This window comes from Microbispora sp. NBC_01389 (genome assembly GCF_045040095.1).
Taxonomy (GTDB): domain Bacteria; phylum Actinomycetota; class Actinomycetes; order Streptosporangiales; family Streptosporangiaceae; genus Microbispora.
Map to the genome: position 1 here is coordinate 5,336,825 of NZ_CP109552.1, position 21,923 is coordinate 5,358,747.

Genomic DNA, 21,923 nt, shown 5'->3' on the forward strand with positions numbered 1-21,923 from the left:
GGCACCTATATTTCGGCAGAGGTACGCCATGTCTGAGTCTGGGTTCGACGGGTCGTGGGCAACACGCATACCGGATGGAGGAGCGGCGCTGGCCGCCCGCCTGACCGGTCTGCCGCTCGCCGAGCAAAACCGCCTTCTGCTCGATCTGGTGTGCACGCAGACGGCAGCCGTGCTGCGCAGGTTCCGGCCGGAGGCCCCGGCAGAGGTCTCGGCCCGCCGGGCGTTCCGGGATCTCGGTCTCGACTCGATCGCCCTGGTCGAACTGCAGAGCCTGCTCAACGCCGTGACCGGGCTCGCGCTGGGGGTGAGCGCCGCCTTCGACCACCCGACACCGGCGTCCCTCGCCGGCTTCCTGCGTACGGAGCTCCTCGGGGACACCGGCCCCGAGGCCGGCCCGGAGCCGGTCGCGGGGGAGCGGCGGGCCCTCGACGAGCCGATCGCCATCGTCGGCATCGGCTGCCGCCTGCCCGGCGGGGTCGACTCACCCGATGGGCTGTGGCGCCTGGTCGACGACGGCCGGCACGTCCTCACCGACTTCCCCGACGACCGCGGCTGGGACCTGGAGAGGTTGTTCGACCACGACCCGGACCAGCCCGGCACCACCTACCTGCGGCGCGGCGGCTTCCTGCCGGAGGCGACGCTCTTCGACGCCGACTTCTTCGGCATCAGCCCGCGCGAGGCGCAGACCATGGACCCGCAGCAGCGGCTCGTGCTGGAGACCGCCTGGGAGGCGATCGAGCGCGCCGGCATCGACCCGGCCTCGCTCGCGGGCAGCCGCTCCGGCGTCTACATCGGGGTCGAGCCCCAGGAGTACGGCCCGCGAATCGCCGACGCGCCCGACGGGCTCGACGGCTACCTGATCACCGGCAACGCGACCAGCGTGGTGGCCGGCCGGGTGGCGTACACGCTCGGGCTGCTCGGACCGGCGCTCGCGATCGACACCGCCTGCTCGGGCTCGCTCGTCGCGGTGCACGTCGCGGCGCAGGCCCTGCGCAACGGCGAGTGCGGCCTCGCGCTGGTGGGCGGCGTGGCCGTGCTGAGCAGCCCCGGGGTGTTCACGGCGTTCAGCAGGCTGCGCGGTCTCGCGCCCGACGGGATCTGCAAGCCGTTCGCCGAGGCCGCCGACGGCACCGGCTTCTCCGAGGGCGCGGCCGTGCTGGTCCTGGAGCGGCTGTCGGACGCGCGCCGCAACGGCCACACCGTGCACGCGGTCCTGCGTGGCTCGGCGATCAACCAGGACGGCGCGTCCAACGGCCTGACCGCGCCGAGCGGCCGCGCCCAGCGGATGGTGATCCGGCAGGCGCTCGCCGACGCGGGCCTCGCGGCGGCCGACGTGGACGTGGTCGAGGCGCACGGCACCGGCACCACGCTCGGCGACCCCATCGAGGCACAGGCGATCATCGACACGTACGGCCAGGGCCGCGGGCCGGACGACCCGCTGTGGCTGGGATCGGTGAAGTCGAACATCGGCCACACCCAGGCGGCGGCCGGCGTCGTCGGCCTGATCAAGATGATGCTGGCCATGCGGCACGGGGTGCTGCCGAAGACCCTGCACGTCGACCAGCCGTCGTCGGCCGTGAACTGGTCGGCGGGCCGCGTGTCGCTGCTCACCGAGCCCGTGCCCTGGCAGGAGAACGGACGGCCCCGGCGGGCGGGCGTCTCGGCGTTCGGCGTCAGCGGCACCAACGCCCACGTGATCATCGAAGAGCCGCCGTCGGACACGGCGACGGCGCCCGATCAGGAGACGGCGCCCGATCAGGAGACGACGCCCGATCAGGAGACGACGCCGGCCCGGACGACGGCGCCGTGCCTGGTTCCGGTGTCCGCCCGGGGAGACGATGCGCTGCGGGCCCAGGCCGCCCGGCTGCACGACATGCTGGCGGCCGACGACACCGTGACGCCCGCCGACGCCGGATTCTCCCTGGTGACCACCCGTACGGCGTTCCAGGACCGGGCGGTCGTCCTGGCCGCCGGCCGGGACGAGTGCCTGCGCGGGCTGCGCGCCCTGTCCCAGGGCGAGAGCGGCCCGGACGTCGTCAGCGGAAGCGTCACCGGCGGCGCGCTGGCGTACCTGTTCACCGGGCAGGGCAGCCAGCGCCTGGACATGGGCCGCGAACTGTGCGGGACGTATCCCGTCTTCGCCGCCGCCCTGGACGACGCCGCCGGATATCTGGACCTCCAGCTCGACCGCCCGCTCCTGGACGTGCTGTTCGCCGAGCCCGGCACCCCTGAGGCCGACCTCCTCCACCAGACGGCGTACGCGCAGCCGGCGTTGTTCGCGGTGCAGGTCGCCGCCTACCGGCTGCTGGAGTCGTGGGGGGTGCGGCCGGACTACGTCGCCGGGCACTCGATCGGCGAGCTGGCCGCCGCGCACGTGGCCGGGGTGCTGTCGCTTGAGGACGCGGCCACGCTGGTCGCCGCCCGCGGCCGCCTGATGCAGGCCCTCCCGGCCGACGGCGCGATGGTCGCGATCCAGGCGGCCGAGGACGAGGTCACGCCGCTACTCACCGGCCGCGCCGGCATCGCGGCGGTCAACGGCCCCCGGGCGGTCGTCGTCTCGGGCGACGAGGCGGAGGTGCTGGCCATCGCGGCCCGGTTCGAGGCCGACGGCCGCAAGACCAGGCGGCTGCGGGTGAGCCACGCCTTCCACTCGCCGCTGATGGAGCCGATGCTCGCCGAGTTCGCGCGGATGGCCGGGATCCTGACGTACTCGCCGCCGAGCCTGCCGGTCGTGTCCACCGTGACCGGCGAACTCGCCACCGCCGAGGAGCTGTGCTCGCCGGACTACTGGGTGCGGCACGTCCGCGACGCCGTGCGGTTCCGCGACGGCGTCGCCGCGCTGCACGCCAGAGGCGTGGACACGTTCGTGGAGATCGGGCCGGACGGCGTGCTCAGCGCGATGGCCCAGGACTGCCTCGCCGACGCCTCCGGCGACCTCGCCTTCGTGCCCGTGCTGCGGCGGGACCGCGGTGAGGTGCGCCAGCTGCTGTCCGCGGTGGCCGTCGCCCACACGCGCGGTGCCGCACTGGAGGGCTCGGCGTACGGCCCGGCCGCCCGCCGCGTCGACCTGCCGACGTACGCCTTCCAGGGCAGGCGTTTCTGGATGTCCCCGCAGGAGCCGAACGACGCCCTGGGCCTTGGCCAGGCGCCCGCGGACCATCCGCTCCTCGGCGCCGTGCTGCGCGCCGCCGGAGAGGACCGCGTGGTGCTGACCGGCCGCCTGTCCCTGCGGACGCATCCGTGGCTGGCCGACCACGTGATCTCGGGCCGCGTGCTGCTCCCGGGCACCGCCCTCCTCGAACTGGCCGTGTACGCCGGAGACCAGGCCGGCTGCCCGCAGGTCGAGGACCTGACCCTGCACGCCCCGCTGGTCGTGCCCGAGCGCAGCGGCGGAGTGTCGGTGCAGGTCGTGGTGGCCGAACCGGACGACGCCGGGCGGCGGGTGGTCGACGTCTTCTCCCGTCCGGATGGTGACGGGGACGGGGCGTGGGTGCGGCACGCGTCGGGTGTGGTGGGTCCTGTTGTGGGGGTGGCGGGGTTCGATCTGGCGGAGTGGCCGCCTCGGGGGGCCGAGGTGGTGGATGTGTCGTCGTGGTATCCGGAGTTGGCCGGTCGGGGGTATGGGTACGGGCCGGCGTTCCGGGGGTTGCGGAAGGTGTGGCGGGGTGCGGGGGAGGTGTTCGCGGAGGTCGCGTTGCCTGATGGTGTTCAGGGCGGGGGCGTTCAGGGCGGGGGTGTGCAGGCGGGTGGGTTCGCGGTGCATCCGGCGTTGCTGGACGCGGTGTTGCAGGCGACGGATGTGAGCGCCGATCCCGCTGGCGGTCCCGAGGGGGCCGATGTGGGGGCGGTGCGGTTGCCGTTCGCGTTCGGTGGGGTGAGTGTGTTCGCGGCGGGGGCGTCGCTGGTGCGGGTGCGGATCACGCCGGTGGCGGATGTCGCGGGGGACGCGGTGGCGTTGGAGATCGCTGACGCCTCCGGTGCGCCGGTGGCGTCGGTGGAGTCGTATGTGTGCCGGGCGATGTCGGCCCAGGCGGTGGGGGAGCGGGTCTACCGAGTCGACTGGGTCCCCGCCCCAGCCACCGCCTCGGCCCAGTCGGCCGCCACGCCGGAGTTCACCCGCTTCGACGTCCCCGGCACCCCCGAAGCCCCGTCAAGCGCACTCCGGGACGCTTCGTCGGACGCGCTGGCGGAAGCACCGTCTGGTGTGCCGGCGGAGGGACCGTCGTCTGCGGAGTCGTCCGGGCCATCGGGCGACGCGCCGTCTTGGGCGCTGTCAGGGGTGCTTTCGGGGATGCGGTCGGTGGTGGCCGGGGTGTTGGAGCGGGTGCGGGAGTGGGTCGCGGTTCCGGAGCCGGGTGGGCCGTTGGTGGTGGTCACGCGGGGTGCGGTGGGGCTGGCGGGTGAGGATGTGGATGTGTCGGTGGCGCCGGTGTGGGGGCTGGTGCGGTCGGCGGTGGCCGAGTGGCCGGGCCGGTTCGTGCTGGCCGACATCGACGGGACCGAGGAGTCGGAGGCGGTGCTGGCCGCTGCGGTGGCCACGGGTGAGCCCGAACTGCTGATCCGGGCCGGTCAGGTGCGGGTGCCGCGCCTGACCACGGTGACCCCCGAAACCCAGCCGGTGACCCTCGGCTCCGCGTCGGCGACCCCCGACTCCGGGCCGGTGACCTCCGGCTCCGCGTCGGCGATTTCCGGCTCTGCCCAGGTGGCTTCTGGCTCCGGGTCGGTGGGGTTCGGTGGTGGGTCGGTGGTGGTGACCGGGGGTGTTGGTGGGGTCGGGGCGCGGGTGGCGCGGCATCTGGTGACGGCGCATGGGGTGCGGTCGCTGGTGCTGGCCGGGCGTCGTGGTCCGGACACGCCGGGGGCCGACCTGCTGGCGGCGGAGCTGACCGAGCTGGGTGCGCGGGTGCGGGTGGTGGCCTGTGATGTGGCCGACCGGGAGGCGGTGGCGCGGTTGCTGGACGGGGTGCCGGATCTGACGGCGGTGGTGCACGCGGCCGGTGTGCTGGACGACGGGCTGATCGAGTCGCTGACCCAGAGCCGGCTGGACACCGTGTTCGCGCCCAAGGCCGGCGCCGCCTGGCACCTGCACGAGCTGACCCGTGACCGCGACCTCAGCGCCTTCGTCCTGTTCTCCAGCACCGCGACCCTGTTCGACGCGCCCGGTCAGGGCAACTACGCCGCGGCCAACGCCTTCCTCGACGCCCTGGCCGCCCACCGGCACGCCTGCGGACTGCCCGCGACCTCGCTGGCCTGGGGCCTGTGGGCCGGCGCCGGGATGGGCGCCGGACTGGACGAGGCCGCGCTGGCGCGCATCGCGCGGTCCGGGCTGGTGCCGCTGTCGTCCGAGGAGAACCTCGCGCTGCTGGACGCCGGGATACGCAGCGGTGTGCCTGCGGTCGTCCCGGTCCGGGTGGACCACCGGGCGGTCCGCGAACGCGCCGACGGCATCCCGACGCTGCTGCGCGGGCTGGTGCGCCCGGCGACGAAGCGCGCGGGCGCCCGCAACGCCCCCGCCGGTGGCAAGGGGGGCCTCGCCGAGAGGCTGGCCGGCCTGTCCGGCGCCGCGCGTGTCGATGCCCTGGTCGAGGTGGTCCGCGCCGAGGCCGCCGCCGTACTCGGGCATGAGAGCGGCGCCGCCGTCGCGCCCGCGCGCGCGTTCAACGAACTCGGCTTCGACTCGCTCGCGGCGGTGGAGCTGCGCAACCGGCTCAACGCGATCAGCGGCCTGAAGCTGAGCGCGACCCTGGTCTTCGACTACCCCACGCCCCTCGCGCTCGCCACCCACCTGGCCGAGACCATCGACGCGAAGCCGGTGCGGGCCCGCCGGGAGACCACCGTCGCCATCGCCCCCACCGAGGACATCGCGATCGTCGGCATGGCCTGCCGCTACCCCGGCGGCGTACGGTCGCCCGAGGACCTGTGGCGGCTGGTCGCCGACGGCGTCGACGCGGTCGGCGAGTTCCCCGCCGACCGGGGCTGGCCGCATGACGTGTACGACCCGGAGCTGAGCCGTCCCGCCACCAGCTACACCCGCGAGGGCGGGTTCCTGTACGACGCGGCGGACTTCGACGCCGACTTCTTCGGCATCAGCCCGCGTGAGGCGCAGGCCATGGACCCGCAGCAGCGGCTGCTGCTGGAGGTCTCCTGGGAGGCGTTCGAGCGGGCCGGCATCGACCCGAGGTCGGTACGCGGCAGCCGCACCGGCGTCTACGCGGGGGTCATGTACCACGACTGGGGCCTGCGGCTCGGCCCGCTGCCCGAGGAGATCGCCGCCTACCACGGCAACGGCAGCCTGGCCGGGGTCGCGTCCGGGCGGGTCGCGTACGTCTTCGGGCTGGAGGGCCCGGCGATGACCGTGGACACGGCGTGCTCGTCGTCGCTGGTCACCATCCACCTGGCCGCCGCCGGGCTGCGCGGGGGAGAGTGCGACCTGGCCCTGGCGGGCGGCGTCACCGTCATGTCCACCCCCGACACCTTCGTGGACATGAGCCGTCAGCGCGGGCTGGCCGCCGACGGCCGGTGCAAGTCGTTCGGCGCGGGCGCGGACGGCGTCGGCTGGAGCGAGGGCATCGGCCTGCTGGTGCTGGAGCGGTTGTCGGACGCGCGGCGGCGTGGGCATCGGGTGCTGGGGGTGATCCGGGGTTCGGCGGTGAACCAGGATGGTGCGTCGAACGGCTTGACGGCGCCGAACGGTCCGTCGCAGCAGCGGGTGATCGGGCAGGCGCTGGCGGCGGCGGGGCTTTCCCCGGCTGACGTGGATGTGGTGGAGGGTCACGGCACCGGCACCACCCTCGGCGACCCGATCGAGGCGCAGGCGATCATCGCGACGTACGGGCAGGGCCGGGAGCGGCCGCTCTGGCTGGGGTCGGTGAAGTCGAACATCGGTCACACGCAGGCGGCGGCCGGGGTGGCCGGTGTGATCAAGATGGTGATGGCGATGCGCCACGGCGAGCTGCCGAGATCGCTGCACGCCGCGGAGCCCTCACCCCAGGTGGACTGGGACGCCGGTCAGGTGCGGCTGCTGAGCGAGCCGGTGGCCTGGCCGGAGGAGGCCAGGCCGCGCCGGGCGGCGGTGTCGTCGTTCGGGATCAGCGGCACCAACGCCCACGTGATCGTCGAGTCGGCGCCGGCCGAACCCGCGAGGGAACCGCTGCCCGCCCCCGCGACCGTGCCGCTGGTCGTGTCGGGCCGCACCCCGCAGGCGCTGCGCGCCCAGGCCGAGCGGCTGCTGCCGTACCTGGAGACGCTGCCGGACGCGGAGATCGGCGAGCTCGGCCGCGCCCTCGCCGTCACGCGCGCCGCGCTCGAATGCCGGGCCGTCGTGACCGGCACGGACAGAGCCGAGCTCGCGGCCGGTCTCGCCGCGCTGGCGGACGGCTCGGCGCCCGCCGGAGCGGCCCGCGAGGGCAAGGTGGCGTTCCTGTTCACCGGACAGGGCAGTCAGCGCCTCGGCATGGGCCGCGAGCTGTACGGCGCCTTCCCGATCTTCGCCGGGGCGTTCGACGCCGCGCTCGCCGAGCTGGACCGCCACCTGGACCGGCCGCTGCGCGAGGTGCTGTGGGGCGAGGACGGCGACCTGGTGAACCAGACCGGTTACGCCCAGGCCGCGCTGTTCGCCCTGGAGGTCTCCCTCTACCGGCTGCTGGAGTCGTGGGGGGTGCGGCCGGACTACGTCGCCGGGCACTCGATCGGCGAGCTGGCCGCCGCGCACGTCGCCGGGGTGCTGTCCCTGGCCGACGCGGCCCGCCTGGTCGCCGCGCGGGGCGGCCTGATGCAGGCGCTGCCGGCCGGAGGGGCGATGGTCGCCGTACGCGCGGCGGAGGAGCGGGTGCGCCCGCTGCTCGGCGACGGCGTGGACATCGCGGCGGTCAACGGGCCGGAGTCGGTGGTGATCTCCGGTGACGAGGCGGCCGTGTCGCGGGTCGCCGCGGCTCTCGCGGCCGACGGCCACCGGACGACCCCCCTGCGGGTGAGCCACGCCTTCCACTCGGCGCTCATGGAGCCGATGCTCGCCGGCTTCCGCGGCGTCGCGGAGCAACTGTCGTTCGCGCCTCCGGCCATCCCCGTGGTGTCCACGCTCACGGGCACGCTCGCCACCGCCGAGGAGCTGGGCTCGCCGGAACACTGGGTGCGGCACGTGCGGGAGCCGGTCCGGTTCGCCGACGCCGTTGGCGACCTCGCCGCCCGGAACGTCACCGCCTTCGTCGAGCTCGGGCCGGACGCGGTGCTCGCCGCGATGGGACAGGCCTGCGTCGCGGAGGACGCGGCCGCGTTCGTCGCCCTCGCGCGCAAGGGCCGCGACGAGGCGCGCGAACTCGTCGCCGGCCTCGGCCGCGCGTACGGGCACGGAGTGGCGGTCGACTGGGCCGCGTACTTCGGCGGCGAGGCCCCGGTCGAGCTGGACCTGCCGACGTACGCCTTCCAGCGGAGGCGGTTCTGGCTCGACGGGTACACGTACGGCGCGGGCGACGTCGGCGCGGCCGGGCTGGACCACATCACGCACCCGATCCTGTCGGCCGCCGTGGAGTCGCCGGAGTCCGGCGAGGTGGTGCTGACCGGTCGTGTCTCCCCGCGGACGCATCCGTGGCTGGCCGACCACGTGATCTCGGGCCGGGTCCTGTTCCCCGGCACCGGGTTCATCGAGCTGGCCACCCAGGCGGGCGACTGGGCGGGCTGCCCCAGCCTCGACGAGCTCGTCCTCGAAGCGCCGCTCGTGCTGCCCGCCGAGGGCGGGGTCGCCCTGCGGGTGGTCCTCGGCGCGGCCGGTGACGGACTGACGCGCTCGGTGCAGATCTTCTCCCGTCCGGATGGTGACGGGGGCGGGGTGTGGGTGCGGCACGCGTCGGGTGTGGTGGGTCCTGTTGTGGGGGTGGCGGGGTTCGATTTGGCGGAGTGGCCGCCTCGGGGGGCCGAGGTGGTGGATGTGTCGTCGTGGTATCCGGAGTTGGCCGGTCGGGGGTATGGGTACGGGCCGGCGTTCCGGGGGTTGCGGAAGGTGTGGCGGGGTGCGGGGGAGGTGTTCGCGGAGGTCGCGTTGCCTGATGGTGTTCAGGGCGGGGGCGTTCAGGGCGGGGGTGTGCAGGCGGGCGGGTTCGCGGTGCATCCGGCGTTGCTGGACGCGGTGTTGCAGGCGACCGATGTGAGCGCCGATCCCGGCGCCGAGGCTGCGGCCGGGGAGGCCGCTGATGCCGGGGTGGTGCGGTTGCCGTTCGCGTTCGGTGGGGTGAGCGTGTTCGCGGCGGGGGCGTCGCTGGTGCGGGTGCGGATCACGCCGGTGGCGGATGTCGCGGGGGACGCGGTGGCATTGGAGATCGCTGACGCCTCCGGTGCGCCGGTGGCGTCGGTGGAGTCGTATGTGTGCCGGGCGATGTCGGCCCAGGCGGTGGGGGAGCGGGTCTACCGAGTCGACTGGGTCCCCGCTCCGGTCACCGCTTCGGCCCAGTCGGCCGCCACGCCGGAGTTCACCCGCTTCGACGTCCCCGCCACTTCCGAGGCCCTGTCTGGGGTGCTGTCGGGGATGCGGTCGGTGGTGGCCGGGGTGTTGGAGCGGGTGCGGGAGTGGGTCGCCGTTCCGGAGCCGGGTGGGCCGTTGGTGGTGGTCACGCGGGGTGCGGTGGGGCTGGCGGGTGAGGATGTGGATGTGTCGGTGGCGCCGGTGTGGGGGCTGGTGCGGTCGGCGGTGGCCGAGTGGCCGGGCCGGTTCGTGCTGGCCGACATCGACGGGACCGAGGAGTCGGAGGCGGTGCTGGCCGCTGCGGTGGCCACGGGTGAGCCTGAACTGCTGATCCGGGCCGGTCAGGTGCGGGTGCCGCGCCTGACCACGGTGACCCCCGAAACCCAGCCGGTGACCCTCGGCTCCGCGTCGGCGACCCCCGACTCCGGGCCGGTGACCTCCGGCTCCGCGTCGGCGATTTCCGGCTCTGCCCAGGTGGCTTCTGGCTCCGGGTCGGTGGGGTTCGGTGGTGGGTCGGTGGTGGTGACCGGGGGTGTTGGTGGGGTCGGGGCGCGGGTGGCGCGGCATCTGGTGACGGCGCATGGGGTGCGGTCGCTGGTGCTGGCCGGGCGTCGTGGTCCGGACACGCCGGGGGCCGACCTGCTGGCGGCGGAGCTGACCGAGCTGGGTGCGCGGGTGCGGGTGGTGGCCTGTGATGTGGCCGACCGGGAGGCGGTGGCGCGGTTGCTGGACGGGGTGCCGGATCTGACGGCGGTGGTGCACGCGGCCGGGGTGCTGGACGACGGGCTGATCGAGTCGCTGACCCAGAGCCGGCTGGACACCGTGTTCGCGCCCAAGGCCGACGCGGCCTGGCACCTGCACGAACTGACCCGCGACCGCGACCTCAGCGCCTTCGTCCTGTTCTCCTCCACGGCGAGCACGCTGGCCGGCGCGGGCCAGGGCAACTACGCCGCGGCGAACGCCTTCCTCGACGGCCTGGCCGCGCACCGGCACGCCCACGGACTGCCCGCCCTCTCGTTGCCGTGGCACCTGTGGACCGGCGCCGGGATGGCGGAGGGGCTCAGCGAGAGCGACGTCGCCCGCATCGAACGGCAGGGCATCACGCCGCTGTCGGCCGACGAGAGCCTCGCGCTGCTGGACGTCGCGCTGCTCGGCGCGGACCCGGTGCAACTGCCGATCAGGCTGGACCGGGCCGCCCTGCGCGCCCGCACCGACGAACTGCCCGCGCCGCTGCGCGCCTTCGCCGCCCGCGCGAAAGCCCAGGCAGCCGCAGCCCCGGCGGCCGGGAACGCGCTCGCCGACCGGCTGGCCGGCCGCCCGGCCGCCGACCGCGACCGGATCCTGCTCGACCTCGTACGCGCGGACGTGGCGGCGGTGCTCGGCCACGCCGGGTCGGGCGAGATCGACCCGGACCGCCCGTTCACCGATCTCGGCTTCGACTCGCTGGCCGCGATGGAGTTCCGCAACCGGCTGGGCGCGTCGAGTGGCCTGACACTGCCCGCGACGCTGGTCTTCGACCACCCGACCGCCCGCGCGGTCGCCGCGCACCTCGCCGACCGCCTGGCCGCCCTGATGGGCGACCGTGCAGCCGACCGAACCGGCGGAGCCCCCGTGCTCACCACTCGCGCCGCGGAGCGGGTCGCGGACGAGCCGATCGCGATCGTCGGCATGGCCTGCCGCTACCCCGGCGGCGTACGGTCGCCCGAGGACCTGTGGCGGCTGGTCGCCGACGGCGTCGACGCGATCGGCGAGTTCCCCGCCGACCGCGGCTGGGACGACGGCGTCTACGACCCGGAGCCCGGCGTGCCCGGCAAGACCTACACCCGCCGGGGCGGGTTCCTGTACGACGCCGCCGAGTTCGACCCCGAGTTCTTCGGCATCATGCCGCGCGAGGCGCTGGCGATGGACCCGCAGCAGCGGCTGCTGCTGCAGACCGCCTGGGAGGCGTTCGAACGGGCCGGCATCGACCCGAGGTCCGCGCGCGGCAGCCGCACCGGCGTCTACGCCGGGGTGATGTACCACGAGTACGCCAGCCGGCTGCGCGAGGTCCCCGAGGAACTGGCCGGCTACCTGGGCAACGGCAGCGCCGCCAGCGTCGCCTCCGGGCGAGTCGCGTACGCCTTCGGCCTGGAGGGCCCGGCCATCACCGTGGACACCGCGTGCTCGTCGTCGCTGGTGGCGGTACACATGGCCCACCAGGCGCTGCAGCGCGGCGAGATCGACCTGGCGCTGGCCGGCGGCGTCACGGTCATGCCGACGCCGGAGGTGTTCGTCGACTTCAGCCGCCAGCGCGGGCTGGCCGCCGACGGCCGGTGCAAGTCGTACGCCGACGGGGCCGACGGCACCGCGTGGGGCGAGGGCGCCGGCCTGCTGGTGCTGGAGCGGTTGTCGGACGCGCGGCGGCGTGGGCATCGGGTGCTGGGGGTGATCCGGGGTTCGGCGGTGAACCAGGATGGTGCGTCGAACGGGTTGACGGCGCCGAACGGTCCGTCGCAGCAGCGGGTGATCGGGCAGGCGCTGGCGGCGGCGGGGCTTTCCCCGGCTGACGTGGATGTGGTGGAGGGTCACGGCACCGGCACCACCCTCGGCGACCCGATCGAGGCGCAGGCGATCATCGCGACGTACGGGCAGGGCCGGGAGCGGCCGCTCTGGCTGGGGTCGGTGAAGTCGAACATCGGTCACACGCAGGCGGCGGCCGGGGTGGCCGGTGTGATCAAGATGGTGATGGCGATGCGGGCGGGGACGGCGCCGCGCACCCTGCACGTGGACCAGCCGTCGCCGCAGGTGGACTGGGACTCCGGCCAGGTGCGGCTGCTGACCGAGCCGGTGGCCTGGCCCGAGGAGGGCAGGCCGCGCCGGGCGGCGGTGTCGTCGTTCGGGCTCAGCGGCACCAACGCGCATCTGATCCTGGAGCAGGCGCCGGCCGAGGAGACAGCGACTGGGGAGACGCCGACTGGGGAGACGCCGACTGGGGAGACGCCGACTGGGCAGACACCGGCGGAGGAGACGCGGTCGTCCGGTCCCACCGGCCTGCCGATCGTGCCGCTGGTGGTCTCCGGCCGGACCCCGCGCGCGCTGCGCGCCCAGGCGGGCCGGCTCCTGACCCATCTGGAGCTCCAGCCGGAACCGGACCTTCGCGACGTCGGCTACTCGCTGGCCACCGGCCGGACCGCGCACGCCCACCGCGCGGTGGTGCTCGCCGACGGACGCGCCTCGGCGGAGCGCGGCCTGGCCGCGCTGGCCGCCGCGGACACCGTCGACCCCGGCGTGGCCGGCCTCGTCACCGGAGTGACCGGCACGGGCGGGCAGACCGCGTTCCTGTTCACCGGGCAGGGCAGCCAGCGCCCCGGCATGGGCCGCGAGCTGTACGAGGCGTTCCCGGTCTTCGCCGAGGCGTTCGACGCCGTGCTCGCCGAGCTCGACCGCCACCTGGACCGGCACCCCGATCACCAGGGCGACCGGCCGCTGCGCGAGGTGCTGTGGGGCGAGGACGGCGATCTCGTCAACCAGACGGTGTACGCCCAGAGCGGCCTGTTCGCGCTGGAGGTGGCGCTCTACCGACTGCTCGAATCCTGGGGGGTGCGGCCCGACTATCTCGCCGGGCACTCGATCGGCGAGCTGGCCGCGGCCCACGTCGCCGGGGTGCTGTCTCTTCCGGACGCCGCCGCGCTGGTGGCCGCCCGCGGCGCGCTGATGCAGGCGCTGCCGCCCGGCGGGGCGATGGTCGCGGTCGCGGACACCGAGGACGAGGTGACACCACGGCTGACCGGCCGGGCCGGCATCGCGGCGGTCAACGCCCCCGACTCGGTCGTGCTGTCCGGCGACGAGGCCGAGGTGCTCGCCATCGCGGCCGAGTTCGCGGCGAAGGGACGAAAGACCACCCGGCTGCGGGTCTCGCACGCCTTCCACTCGCCGCTCATGGAGCCGATGCTGGACGGCCTGCGCGCGGTCGCCGGGTCGCTCACCTACACGGCACCGTCGATCCCGGTCGTCTCGACGGTCACCGGCGAGGTCGCCGGCGCGGAGCTGTGCACCGCGGACTACTGGGTCGACCAGGTCAGGCGGCCGGTCCGCTTCGCCGCGGCCGTCTCGGCCCTGGCGGCGGCGGGCGTCACCCGCTTCGCCGAACTCGGCCCGGACGGCGTGCTCACCGCCCTGGCCCAGCGGAGCGCCCCGGACACCGCCCTGGACACCGCGCTGTTCACGGCCACCGCTCGGCGGGATCGGCCCGAGCCGGCCGCCGTCCTGACCGCGCTCGCCCGGCTGCACACCGGCGGCGTCCCCGTCGACTGGCGGGCGTTCTTCGCCGGGACCGGCGCGACGCAGGTGGACCTGCCGACCTATCCCTTCGAGAACAGCCGGTTCTGGCTCGACGCGCCGCAGGTCGCCGCCGACGCGACCGGCCTCGGCCAGCAGGCGGCCGCGCACCCGCTGCTGTCGGCCGTCGTGGCCACGCCCGACGACCGGGTGGTGCTGACCGGGCGGCTGTCCACGAGCAGCCAGCCGTGGCTCGCCGACCACCGCGTACGGGGCCGGATCCTGCTGCCCGGCAGCGGCCTGGTCGAGCTCGCCCTGCGCGCCGGTCAGGAGGTGGGCTGCCGGACCATCGCCGAACTGGTCATGGAGGCGCCGCTCGTCGTGCCGGGCCGCGGCGCCCTCGCCCTGCAGGTCACCGTGGAACCGCCGGACCCGGCCGGGGCCCGGGTGATTCACATCCACACCCGGCCTGAGGACGGCGGCGGGTGGACGCGGCACGCGACCGGCACGCTCGCCGCGCAGGACGATCCCGCCCTCGCCGAGCCCGCCGCCGACCTCACCCAGTGGCCGCCGCCCGGCGCCACCGAGACGGCGATCACCGGCGGGTACGACCTGCTGGCCGCCCGCGGATACGAGTACGGCCCGGCGTTCCAGGGGCTGCGCGCGGCCTGGCGCGACGGCGACGACGTCTACGCCGAGGTCGCCCTGCCCGAGGGGGCGGCGGCCGAGGCACGGAGGTTCGGCCTGCACCCGGCGCTGCTCGACGCCGCCTTCCACGCCGACCTGCTCGACGAGCAGGGCCTGCGGGAGGGCCGCACCGTCATCCCGTTCGCCTGGACCGGTACGACCCTGCACACGGGTGGCGCCGCCGCGCTGCGGGTGCACATCCGCCGGCTGCGCGGCGACGAACTGTCCACGATGACACTGGCCGACGACCGGGGCCGTACGGTCGCCACGGTGCGGCGGCTCGCCGCACGGGAGGTGACCGGGACGGCCGGCGGCGACCCGCGGGGCGGGTCGGTCCTCCGGCTCGAATGGCGCGACCTGCCGCTGGAGGGGGCGACGGCCGGGACCGCCCCGGTGCTGGCCGGGGCCGACCACTTCGGCCTCGCGCGGCGGGCCGGCGGCGCGTACGACGGCCTCGCCGCGCTGGTGTCGGCGATCGACGCCGGCGCGCCGGTGCCCGACCTGGTGATCCACCAGTGCCTCGCCGAGCCCGCCGAGGTCCCCGTACGGACGCGGGCGGCCGTCCACGAGGTGCTGGAGGTGCTGCGCACCTGGCCGGCCGACGAGCGCCTCGCCGCCTCCCGGCTGGTGATCCTCACCAGGCACGCCGTGGGTGACGCGGACGGGACCGAGGAGCTGGCCCACGCGCCGGTCTGGGGCCTGGTCCGCGCGGCGCAGCAGGAGAATCCGGGCCGGTTCGTGCTCGTCGACACCGACGGCACCCCGGCGTCGACGGCCGTGCTGCTGCCCGCGATCCGCTCCGGCGAGCCGGAGATCACGCTGCGGCAGGGCGTCGCCCGCGTGCCCCGGCTGGCCCCGGCGACCGCGGACCGCGAGACGCCGCCGTGGGACCCGGAGGGCACCGTGCTCGTCACCGGCGGCGCCGGAGGTCTCGGCGCGCACCTCGCCCGGCATCTCGTCACCGCGCACGGCGTGCGGCACCTGCTGCTGACCAGCCGCCGCGGCCGGGACACCGAGGAGGCGCGGCGCCTGGAGCGCGAGCTGACCGGCCTCGGCGCGCGGGTGTCGATCGCGGCGTGCGACGTCGCCGACCGGGCCGCGCTGGCGGGCGTGCTCGCCGCGATCCCGCCGGACCGGCCGCTGCGCGCGGTGGTCCACGCGGCCGGCGTGATGGACAACGCGCTGATCGGGTCGCTGACGCCCGAGCAGGTCGAGGCGGTGCTGCGGCCCAAGGTCGACGGCGCCTGGAACCTGCACGAGCTCACCGCCGACGCCGATCTGACCGCCTTCGTGCTGTTCTCCTCGTTCGCCGGGCTGCTGATCGGCGCCGGGCAGGGCAACTACGCCGCGGCCAACCGCTTCCTCGACGCCCTCGCCGCGCACCGCGCGGCCGCCGGGCGGCCCGCGACGTCGCTGGCCTTCCCGCTCTGGTCCACGCGGACCGGGCTCGGCGGCGAGGCCGTCGACGGGGAGTCGGAGGAGCGCCGGATGGCCGCGCTCGGCATGCCCGCCCTGTCCACCGAGGACGGGCTGGCGCTGATCGACGCCGCGCTGGCCCGGCCGGACGCGGTGCTCGTGCCGCTCCGGCTCGACCGGGCCGCGCTCGCCGCCGCGCCGTCCGTCCCGCCCATGCTGGCCGGTTTCGTGCCCGCGAAGGCGGCGCGGCCCGAGGCCGCCCGGCCGGCGGAGCGGACCCTCGCCGAACGGCTGGCGGACGCCGGACCGGCCGACCGGGAGCGGATCCTGCTCGACCTGGTGCGGGCGGAGGTGGCGGCCGTACGGCACGCCGACCCGGACGCGATCGACATCGGCAGGGGCTTCACCGAGCTGGGCCTGGACTCGCTGGCCGCGATCGAGCTGCGCAACCGGCTGTCGGCGGCCACCGGGCTGCGGCTGCCGGCGACGCTGATGTTCGACTATCCGAACCCGCGGGAGCTGTCCGGCTACCTGCGGGAGGAGCTGCTGCCCGGTCTGCCCGGCGAGACGTCTCCGGAGGAGGGGCAGGCGGAACCGAGCCTGCCGACGATGCAGGAAATCACCGAAATGACGGTCAGCGACCTTGTGCGCGCGGCGTTGTCCGGGTCGAACTGAGCAGGAGGGGTACATGGACGTCCCGGTTGAGGAGATTGTCGCGGCGCTGCGGAAATCTCTGCTCGACAACGAGGCGTTGCGGCAGCGCAACGCGGAACTCGCGGCGGCGGCGACCGAGCCGATCGCGATCATCGGTATGGCCTGCCGGTATCCCGGCGGGGTCAGCACGCCCGAGGAGCTGTTCCAGCTCGCCGTGGACGGCCGGGACGGGGTGTCCGCCTTCCCCGCCGACCGCGGCTGGGACCTGGAGGGCCTGTACGACCCCGAGCCCGGCAAACCCGGCCACAGCATCGCCCGGGAGGGCGGGTTCCTCTACGACGCGGCCGACTTCGACGCCGGCTTCTTCGGCATCTCGCCGCGTGAGGCGCTGACGCTGGACCCGCAGCAGCGGATCCTGCTGGAGGTGAGCTGGGAGGCCTTCGAACGCGCCGGCATCGACCCGGCGTCGCTGAACGGCAGCACGACCGGCGTCTTCGGCGGCGTAATGTACCACGACTACGGGTTCGGCACGAGCGGCGGCAGCGACGTCACCGGCCGGGTGGCCTTCACCCTCGGCCTGCAGGGCCCGGCGGTCACGATCGACACCGCCTGCTCGTCGTCGCTGGTCGCCATTCACCTGGCCGCCCAGGCGCTGCGTACGGGGGAGTGCTCGCTCGCGCTGGCCGGCGGCGTGACCGTGATGGCCAACCCGGACATGTTCGTCTTCTTCAACACCCAGCGCGGCCTCGCAAGGGACGGCCGGTGCAAGTCGTTCTCCGCCGACGCGGACGGCACGGGCTGCTCCGAGGGCGCCGGCGTGGTGCTGCTGGAGACCCTGTCGGACGCGCGCCGCAACGGGCATCCGGTGCTCGCCGTGCTGCGCGGGTCGGCGATCAACTCCGACGGCGCGTCCAGCGGGATGACCACCCCGAACGGGCCGTCCCAGCAGCGGGTGATCCGCCAGGCGCTGAGCAACGCCGGGCTCTCCCCGGCCGACGTGGACGTGGTCGAGGCCCACGGCACCGGCACCACCCTCGGCGACCCGATCGAGGCGCAGGCCCTGCTCGCCACCTACGGCCGGCAGCGGCCCGAGGACGGCTCGCCCCTGCTCATCGGCTCGATCAAGTCGAACCTCGGCCACACCCAGGCCGCGGCGGGCGTGGCCGGGGTCATCAAGATGGTGCAGGCGCTGCGCAACGGGGTGCTCCCGAAGATCCTCCACCTCGACGAGCCGACCCCGCACGTGGACTGGTCGGCCGGCCGGGCGGAGCCGCTGCGCGAGGTGCGGCAGTGGCCGGCCGGCGCGCGGCCGCGCTACGCGGGGGTGTCGTCGTTCGGGATGAGCGGCACCAACGCGCACGTCATCATCGGCGAGGCCCCGGAGGAGCCGCCCGCGCCCGCCCCCCTGCCCCTGCCCGCCGTCCCCCTGCCCGCCGTCCCCCTGCTCGTGTCCGCCCGTACGGAGGAGAGCCTGCGCGCGCAGGCCGGCGCGCTGCGGACGCGCCTGCTCGCCGGGTCCGCCGCAGGGTCCGCCGCCGTGTCGGCGCCGGATCTGCTCGACGTCGCCGCCACCCTGGCCACCGGCCGGGCCGTCCACGAACACCGAGCCGTCGTGATCGCCGCGGACCGGGACGAGGCGGTGGCGGGCCTCTCCGCGCTCGCCGACGGCGGCGACCGGCCGAACCTGTGGCGCGGCGAGGCCGCCGCGCACCGCACCGCCTTCCTCTTCGCGGGGCAGGGGACGCAGCGGCTCGGCATGGGCCGGGAGCTGCACGGCACGTTCGGGGTCTTCGCCTCGGCGTTCGACGAGGCGGTGGCCGCGCTGGAGGGCTGGCTGGCCCGCCCGCTGCGGGAGGTCGTCTGGGGCGGCGACGCGGAGGCGCTGGCCCGGACCGGGTCCGCCCAGCCGGCGCTGTTCGCGCTGGAGGTCGCCCTCTACCGGCTGCTGGAGTCGTTCGGCGTCACGCCCGGCTACCTCGCCGGCCACTCCATCGGCGAACTGGCCGCGGCCCACGTCGCCGGTGTGCTGTCCCTGTCCGACGCGGCGCGGCTCGTGGCGGCGCGCGGCACGCTCATGCAGGCCCTGCCTCCCGGCGGCGCGATGATCGCGGTCGCGGCTGCCGAGGAGGAGGTGCTGCCCCTGCTCACCGGCCGGGCCGGCGTCGCCGCGGTCAACGGCCCGCGCTCCGTCGTCGTCTCCGGCGACGCGGAGGAGACGGAGGCGATCGCCGCCCACTTCGCCGCCCTCGGCCGCAAGACCAGCCGGCTCCGCGTGTCGCACGCGTTCCACTCGCCGCTGATGGAGCCGATGCTCGCCGAGTACGCGGCGGTCGCGGCCGAGATCGCGTACGGCGAGCCGCGCGTCCCGATCGTGTCCACGGTGACCGGCGAACCGGCGCCCGCCGGCACCTGGTCGGCGGACCACTGGGTGCGGCACGCGCGGGACGCGGTCCGCTTCGCCGACGCCGTCCGCTTCCTGGCGAGCGCCGGAGCCGACCGGTTCGTCGAGATCGGCCCGGACGGCGCGCTCGCCGGCCTGGCGGGGGAGATGCTCGAACCCGGCCGGGCCGAGACGGTCGCCCTGCTCGCCCGCACCGTGCCCGAGACCCGGGCACTGCTCACCGGGCTCGGCCGCCTGCACACCGGCGGCGTCCCGGTCTCCTGGCCCGCGCTCTTCGAGGGCCGCGGCGCGCGCGTCGCGGACCTGCCGACCACCGCCTTCGCCCGCCGCCGGTACTGGTCCGACGACGAGTGCGGCGCGACGGCGAACGCGGCGGGCCTCGGGCAGCGGGCCGTCGGCCATCCGCTGCTCACCGCGGTGGTCGCCGTGCCGGACACCGGCGGGCTGCTGCTGACCGGGCGGCTGTCCGCCCAGGCCCAGCCCTGGGTGCCCGACCACGCCATCTCCGGCACCGTGCTGTTCCCCGGAACCGGCCTGGTCGAGCTGGCCATCGCGGCGGGCGACCACGTCGGCTGCCCCACGCTGGACGAGTTCACCCTGCACGCGCCGCTGGTGCTCGGCGACGCGCCGGTCGAGGTGCAGGTGAGCCTCGGCGCGGCCGACGACACCGGCCGCCGGGCGGTGACCGTCTACTCCAGGCCCGCGGGCGGGCCGCTCGACGCCCCCTGGACCCGGCACGCGCAGGGCGCGCTCTCGGCGGCGCTCGCGGCACCGCCCGCGCCCGAGCTCGCCGAGTGGCCGCCGCCCGGCGCGGCCCCGGTGGACCTGGACCGCGCGTACGAGCGCCTCGCCGATCGCGGGTACGACTACGGCCCGGCGTTCCAGGGCCTGCGGTCCGCCTGGCGGGACGGCGACGACTGGTACGCCGAGGTGGTGCTGCCCGAGCACGTGGAACCCGGCCGGTTCGGCATCCACCCGGCGCTGCTCGACGCCGCGATGCACGCCGACCTGCTGGACGAGGACAGCGCGGGGCAGACCCTCCTGCCGTACGCGTGGACCGGGGTGTCGCTGCACGCGACGGGCGCGGCCGCGCTGCGGGTGCGGATCCGCCGCCAGGGCCGCGAGGAGGTCACCGGGGTCCTCGTGGCCGACTGGTCCGGGCGGCCGGTGCTGTCGGTGGGCGCGCTGGTCTCCCGCGCCGTGGACGCCGGCGCGCTGCGCACGCCGACCGGCTCGGAGCTGCTGCGGGTCGAGTGGACCAGGCCGGACGCCCCGCCGCCGGGCACGGGCGCGGTGCCCGTCGTGGACGACCTGGCCCAGCTGGGCGAGAACGTGCCCGACCTGGTGGCCTACCGCTGCTTCGGCGGCGACGAGGCCGCCGCCGACGTGCCCGCCGCCGACGTGCCCGCCGCCGACGTGCCCGCCGCCGTACGGGCCGCCTGCGGGCGCGCGCTCGGCGCCGTCCAGGCGTGGCTGGCCGACCGGCGGTACGCCGACTCCCGGCTGGTCCTGCTGACCCGGAACGGCGTCCGCGTCCACGACGAGGCGATCGACGTCGGCCAGGCGCCCGTGTGGGGCCTGGCGCGGGCCGCGGCGGCGGAGAACCACGGCCGGTTCGCCGTGGTCGACGTCGACGCGGAGACCGGTGAGGGGATGATCGCCGCCGCCGTGGCGTCCGGCGAGCCCGAGGTCGCGGTGCGGGGCGGCGAGATCCTGGTGCCCAGGCTCGCCCGCGTGCCCGCTCCCGCGACCGCCGCCCTGCCCGCCAGGGTGCCTGCCGCCCTGCCCGCCACGGTGCCTGGCACGGTGCCTGGCACGGTGACTGCCACGGTGCCTGCCGCCGGGGCCGGGGACAGCGCGCCGTGGCCGGCCACCGGCACGGTGCTGATCACCGGCGGCACCGGCGGGCTCGGCGCAGTGATCGCCCGGCATCTGGTCGCCGAGCACGGCGTGCGGAGCCTGCTGCTCGCCGGCCGGCGCGGCCCCGCCGCGCCCGGCGCGGCGGAGCTGGCCGGGGAGCTGCGCGCGCTCGGCGCGGAGGTGTCCGTGGCCGCCTGCGACGTGTCGGACCGGGCCGCCGTCGCGGCGCTGCTCGCCGGGGTCCCGCGCGGGCGCCCGCTGACCGGCGTCGTGCACGCGGCGGGCGTCGCGGAGAACGCCCTGATCAACACGATCACCCCGGCCGACGTCGACCTGTCGCTGCGGGCCAAGGCCGACGGGGCGTGGCACCTGCACGAGCTGACCGCCGGGCTGGATCTGTCGGCGTTCGTCCTCGTCTCCTCGGCCGGCGGCCAGGTGCTCGCCGCGGGCCAGGCCGGCTACGCCGCCGCGAACGTCTTCCTCGACGCGCTGGCCGTCCACCGTACGGCGGCGGGCCTGCCCGCGACGTCCATGGCGTTCGGGCTGTGGGACGTCGACACCGGCCTGAGCACGGGCCTCGGCGAGGCCGACCGGCAGCGGATGCGGCGGCAGGGCCTGCCGCCGCTGTCCCCGTCGGACGGGCTGGCGCTGTTCGACGCCGCGCTGGCCGCCGGTGTCCCGGCCCTGGTGCCGTTGCGGGTGGACCGGACCGCGCTGGACGCCCGCACCGACGAGGTGCCCGCGCTGCTGCGCGGCCTGCGCAGCCGGCGGGTCCGGCGGGTGGCCGCCGAGGCGGACGGCCGCCCGGCCGCCTCCGACCTCGCCGCGAGCCTGGCCGAGCTGGCCCCGGCCGACCGCGAGCGGGTGGTGCTCGACCTGGTGCGCACCCACGCCGCGGCCGTGCTCGGGCACGACCGGAACACGGCGATCGGACCGGACCGCGGCTTCCTCGACCTCGGCTTCGACTCGCTGAGCGCGCTGGAGCTGCGCAACCGGCTCACCACGGCGACCGGGCACCGGCTGCCGCCAACGCTGATCTTCGACTACCCGACGGCCGCGGCGGTCGCCCGCCATCTGGTGGAGCTGTTCGCCGCCAGGCTCCCGGCACCGGAGATCGATCTCGGCTCGGCCACCGCCGACGAGTTGTTCGCGATCCTCGACAACGAGCTTGAGACGCTGTAACCCATGGTCATG

Annotated in this window: 2 protein-coding genes; both read left to right on the forward strand. The window is 75.7% G+C overall.

Annotated features, from left to right (window positions below; genetic code table 11):
- Positions 1-28: 28 nt before the first annotated feature.
- Positions 29-16,489, forward strand: a complete 16,461-nt coding sequence (locus tag OG344_RS23585) for a type I polyketide synthase (RefSeq protein ID WP_405084939.1) — start codon at positions 29-31, stop codon at positions 16,487-16,489.
- Positions 16,490-16,502: 13 nt separating this feature from the next.
- Positions 16,503-21,911 carry a type I polyketide synthase gene (locus tag OG344_RS23590; RefSeq protein WP_405084940.1) on the forward strand — a complete coding sequence of 1,803 codons (5,409 nt, stop codon included), beginning with the start codon at positions 16,503-16,505 and terminating at the stop codon, positions 21,909-21,911.
- Positions 21,912-21,923: the final 12 nt, after the last annotated feature.

Bases quoted from the DNA above. Each gene is read 5' to 3' on its own strand.
- OG344_RS23585 (WP_405084939.1), top strand. From the start codon at position 29: ATGTCTGAGTCTGGGTTCGACGGGTCGTGGGCAACACGCATACCGGAT.
- OG344_RS23590 (WP_405084940.1), top strand. From the start codon at position 16,503: ATGGACGTCCCGGTTGAGGAGATTGTCGCGGCGCTGCGGAAATCTCTG.